The sequence below is a fragment of the Dietzia sp. DQ12-76 genome (assembly GCF_014145045.1).
Classification (GTDB): Bacteria; Actinomycetota; Actinomycetes; order Mycobacteriales; family Mycobacteriaceae; genus Dietzia.
Genome location: NZ_JAALDV010000562.1, coordinates 226 through 4,688, shown reverse-complemented (window position 1 = coordinate 4,688; position 4,463 = coordinate 226). Strand labels below are relative to the sequence as shown.

The 4,463-nt window shown below is 70.0% G+C and carries 5 protein-coding genes; all 5 read right to left on the bottom strand.

Annotated features, from left to right (window positions below):
• On the bottom strand, positions 1-222 hold a 222-nt coding region (locus tag G6019_RS16775), incomplete at its 3' end, for a PhzF family phenazine biosynthesis protein (RefSeq protein WP_182628113.1).
• A gap of 43 nt (positions 223-265) precedes the next feature.
• Positions 266-742 carry a hypothetical protein gene (locus G6019_RS16770; protein WP_107755266.1) on the bottom strand — a complete coding sequence of 159 codons (477 nt, stop codon included), beginning with the start codon at positions 740-742 and terminating at the stop codon, positions 266-268.
• Between the two features lie 31 nt (positions 743-773).
• Entirely contained in the window at positions 774-1,736 is a 963-nt protein-coding gene (locus tag G6019_RS16765; RefSeq protein ID WP_182613237.1) for a TIGR03885 family FMN-dependent LLM class oxidoreductase, read from the bottom strand.
• Positions 1,733-3,637, bottom strand: a complete 1,905-nt coding sequence (locus G6019_RS16760; protein WP_182613238.1) for a glycoside hydrolase family 15 protein — start codon at positions 3,635-3,637, stop codon at positions 1,733-1,735. The genes G6019_RS16765 and G6019_RS16760 overlap by 4 nt, the downstream gene beginning before the upstream one ends.
• 2 nt (positions 3,638-3,639) lie before the next feature.
• Positions 3,640-4,463 (bottom strand): SDR family oxidoreductase (locus G6019_RS16755; protein ID WP_182628111.1); only part of this gene is annotated, 824 nt, incomplete at its 5' end.

Here is a 4,463-nt window from a genome sequence, read left to right as displayed (position 1 = left end):
GTGGCCGGCGAACGGCAGCTCGGCGGTGGGGGTGAAGATCCGCACCCGGTAGTCGGCCCCGGCCGAGGTGGGTGCGAGAAGGAAGGCGGTCTCGGAGAGGTTGGTCCACCTGGCGATGGTCGCCATCTGCGTGTCGGACAGTGCGTCCGCGTCGTGGACCACGGCCAGGGGGTTACCCCGGAACGGGACGGGGGAGAAGACGTCGACCTGCGAGAACCTCATTCCCGAGACGGTACGCCCGGGGTTCAGCCCAGCCCAGCCCAGCTCAGCTCTCGCGAAGCGCTCCCGTGCACTTCAGCCGGAGCTTCTCCAGCTGCGCGCCGTGCTCGACCGCGCGCTCCACCAGCGCCTCCAGGGTGGGCTGGGGCAGCCGGGGGTCGCCGATGTCCAGCAGGGCCCGGAACCCCAGCTCCTTGCCCCGGACCGCGATCGTGAGCGCCTCCAGCTCGAGCAGATCGCTGAGCGGCGACCTCTGGGCGAAGCGCTGGTTGGGCTTGAGTTGACCGAGCTTCTCCGCGGCGCGCGCAGGGAGGTCCTTGAGTGCCGACGGCGCCGTTCCGGCCAGGGTCATGAGCTCTTCGAGGCTGTGGAGGTCCTCCTCCGTCTCGTCACCGATGCGGGCGACGACCTCGCGGATCTCCGGGTCCTCGTGGTCCTTCGCCACCCGCCGGAACAGATCCACCCCGGCGGCGGCCCCGGCGTGGTGGTCCTGCATGTACGTGTGCAACATCTCAGTGGCCATGACGGCGACGTTACGTCGTCTGGTCCTCAGGTCAACCGCGAGCGAGCGCCGGGAGCAGCTCCTGCTCCGCCAACTCCAGGAACCCGAGCTGGTCCTGGGAGACGTGGTGCAGGTAGATCTCGTCGAATCCCAGTTCCTCGAACTCCCGGAGCCGGGCGACGAGGTGATCGACCGAGTCGGTGACGATCACGGTCTCCTCGATCTTCTCGTCGGGGATGTACCGGGCGACCAGGTCGAACTCCTCGGGGGTGGGCAGGTCGTAGGCGACCGGGGGGTCCACGGCGTGGTTCTGCCACTGGTCGCGGGCGACCTCCCGGGCGCGGCTCATGGTGTCCTCGATGGCCACGTGGACCTGGAGCGCGAGAGGACCCCGGCCCCCGGCCGTCCGGTACGACTGGACGATCTGCCGGACCGACTCCGGGTCGTCGTTGATCGTGATGAGTCCATCGGCCCAGTTCGCCGCCCGCGCGGCGGTCTCCGGGGTGAGCGCCGGTCCCATGATCCGGGGCGGCGTCTCCGGCAGCGAGTACACCCGCGCGTTCTCGACGTCGACGAGACCGTGGTGGGTGACCTCCTCGCCGCGGTGCAGGCGGCGAATGACGTCGACGCTCTCCTCCAGGCGGGCCTGCCGGGTGGCCTTGTCGGGCCACTTGTCGCCGGTGATGTGCTCGTTCATGTTCTGGCCGCTGCCGAGGGCCACCCAGAAGCGATCGGGGAACATCTCCGCCAGCGTCGCCGACGACTGTGCGACCACGGCGGGGTGGTAGCGCTGACCGGGCGCGCAGACGGTGCCGAACGTCATGCCGGTGGTGGCCAGTGCCGCCCCCAACCACGACCAGGCGAAGCCCGAATGGCCCTGGCGCGTCGACCAGGGGGAGAAGTGGTCGGAGCACATCGCGATCCGGAAGCCCGCCCGTTCTGCCTGCTGGACGTCCCGCAACAACCTGCCCGGGGGGATCTGTTCGTGCGAGGCGTGGAACCCGTACGTGGTCATCGTTCGCCTTCCTCTCGTGCCTTCCGGGCCGCCTGCAGCGCGTCTGCCGCCCGGATCAACCCGATGTGGCTGAACGCCTGGGGGAAGTTCCCCGCCAGGCGGCCGGATCCGGGGTCGAACTCCTCGGAGAACAGCCCCAGGTCGCTGCCCCGGGACACCATGGTCTCCATGAGGCTCTGCGCATCGTCGATGCGGCCGCTCCCGGCGTACTGCTCGACCAGCCAGAAGGTGCACAGGACGAACGGGTACTCGCCGCCCTCCAGGCCGTCGATCCCGCTGTCGACCCGATACCGGTGGACGAAGCCCTCCTCGGTGACGAGGTCCCGTTCGATGCGCCCCACCGTCCCGAGCATCCGGGGGTCGTCGTAGTCCAGGAATCCGGTGTGGGGCAACTGGAGAAGGGAGGCGTCCACCTCGGAGTTGTCGTAGGTCTGGGTGAAGCTGCCCAGCTCGGAGTCGTATCCGTGCTCGTCGATCTCCTCGGCCAGCCGGGACCGCAGGTCACGCCACCGCTCGACGGGCCCGTCGAGCCCGTGGTCCTGGACCGCGCGGACGCCACGGTCGAAGGCGGCCCACATCATGGCCCGACCGTGGGTGAAGTGGTGGGTCGACCCGCGCATCTCCCAGATGCCGTGGTCCTCCCGGTCGAAGTGTCTCTCCGCGTAGCGCAGGAGCCCCTTCTGCAGTCCCCAGGTGTACTCGTCCTCGTGGACGCCGGCCTCGCGCAGGTCGTGCAGGGCGATCATGACCTCCCCCACGACGTCGGCCTGGTACTGGTCTGCGGCTCCGTTGCCGATGCGCACCGGCCGGGAGTCCTCGTAGCCGTCGAGGTGGTCGAGCTCCGTCTCGATCAGCTGCCGCTCCCCGCCCACGCCGTACATGATCTTGACGTCGTCGACGTCACCGGCGACCGCACGCAGGAGCCAGTCCCGCCACAGCTCGGCGCCCTCGGTGAGTCCGTGTGCCACCACGACCTCGATGGTGAAGGCCGCGTCGCGGAGCCAGGTGTAGCGGTAGTCCCAGTTCCTCTCCCCGCCGAAGTATTCGGGTAGCGAGGTGGTCGGCGCGGCCACGATGGCGCCCGTGTCCAGATTGGTGAGCGCTCGCAGGACCAGGAGCGACCGGGTCACCTCGGGCCGGGGATCGCAGTCGACCTCCAGCTGCGACGACCATTCGGTCCAGGCGCTGATGGTCGCCGCGATGGTCTCCTCGGCGTCGGGCGGGTCGGGCACGTCGTCGTGGGAGGGGAACCAGGTCAGGTCCCAGTCCAACCGCTCTCCGGCGCGGACGTCGAACGTCCCCTCGAGCCGGCGGGCGCGCCCGCCTTCCTGTGACCGTTCGTCGTCGCGCACGTCGGTACGGGCGTGAGTGTCGTCGTTGGGCGACGACTCGTCGTCGTCCTCGTCGGGCCACCGCAGCATCGGCCCGGTCACCAGGATGCCGTCGGGCCCCGCCAGCGCCAACAGCGCTCGGTGCCCCCCGTCTCTGGCGATCTCCCGTGTCCACGGCGTGGCCCGTGCGTAGTCGAACCGCAGGCGCAGGTCGTGCTCGACGGTCACCTCGCCGTCGAGGCATTCGACCCGGCGGATCAGGTCCCCCTGCGACTCGCTCCGCAGGAGACAGTCGGTCACCCGGGCGGTGCCGGACGGGGACCGCCAGGTCGTCTCGAGCACGAAGGTCTCCGGGATGTACCGGCGGTCGAGCACCTCACCGTCGACCACCGACAGACACCACCGGCCGTCCTCCGGGCCACCGAGCAGGGCCGAGAACACGGCGGGGGAGTCGAATCTGGGCAGACAGAGCCAGTCGATGCTCCCGTCCCGCGACACGAGCGCTCCGGTGCGCAGGTCGGACAGCAGCGCGTAGTCCTCCAGGGGCGTACTGCGCGTCGAGCCCGCCATCTCTAGAAGACGGGCTTGCCGCCGGTCACGCCGAGCACGGTGCCCGAGACGTAGCCGGCGTCAGAGGGCGAGGCGAGGAAGACGAACGCGCCCGCGCACTCCGCGGGCTGGCCCGCGCGACCGAGCGGGGTGTCCGACCCGAACTGCTCCAGCTTCTCGCCGGGTTGGGTGGCCGGTTGCAGCGGAGTCCAGATGGGACCGGGGGCGACCGCGTTGACCCGGATGCCCCGGGACCCGAGTTCGGAGGCGAGGTTGACGGTGAGGTTGTTCAGCGCCGACTTGGTGGCCGCGTAGTCGAGGAGCGGCGGTGCCGGCTGGTAAGCCTGGATCGACGCGGTGGTGATGATCGACGACCCGGGCCCGAGGTGGTCCAACGCCTCCTGGCTCGCCCAGATCGTCGCGTAGAGATTGGTCTTGAAGACCCGGTCCATGTTCTCGCTGTCCATGGTTTCCAGACCCTCGCCGCGCGCGTGCTGATAGCCGGCGTTGTTGACGAGGATGTCCAGTCCGCCGAGCTGCTGCGCCGCGTCCCGGACCATCTGCCGACACTGGGTCTCGTCGCGCAGGTCGCAGGGCAGGAGGACCGCCCGTCGCCCCGCGTCCTCGATCCAGCCGCGGGTGTCCTGGGCGTCGGATTCCTCCTCCGGGAGGTAAGAGATCGCCACGTCGGCGCCCTCGCGGGCGTAGGCGATGGCCGCGGCTCGCCCGATCCCGGAGTCACCGCCGGTGATCAGGGCCTTCATGCCCCGGAGTTTGTCCGATCCGCGATAGGTGTGTTCCCCGTGGTCGGGGACCGGGGTCATCTCGGAGCTGAGCCCGGGGGGCC